This is a genomic window from Escherichia sp. AM3, assembly GCF_032029835.1.
Classification (GTDB): Bacteria; Pseudomonadota; Gammaproteobacteria; order Enterobacterales; family Enterobacteriaceae; genus Escherichia; species Escherichia coli.
In genome coordinates, this window is sequence record NZ_JAVUPQ010000978.1 from 1 (window position 1) to 271 (window position 271).

The 271-nt window shown below is 51.7% G+C and carries 1 pseudogene; it reads right to left on the reverse strand.

From position 1 onward, the window contains the following. Positions 1–65: 65 nt before the first annotated feature. A pseudogene (locus tag RTW80_RS29320) lies at positions 66–271 on the reverse strand (putrescine aminotransferase); the annotation flags it as partial.

Below are 271 nucleotides of genomic sequence, written 5' to 3' on the forward strand. Positions count from 1 at the left end.
GCGTATCCCAGGGATTTCTTTGCATATCGCCCTGATACTGCTAAAAGGGCAGGAAAAATAAATGTTCAGGCGGATGTTACGGCAATACGTAATGCCGCCAGCGCTTTACGCGCCGCCTTCAGCACTTGCTCACACTGCTCAATGGTAAGCGTCAACGGTGGCTCAATGCGGATGGTTTTCGAGTTGTTAAGCGTTCCCGCCACCAGTACCCGCTGGCGGAACATCTCGCTTGCGAAGCTATAACCGGTTTCGTTATCAACGAACTCAATCG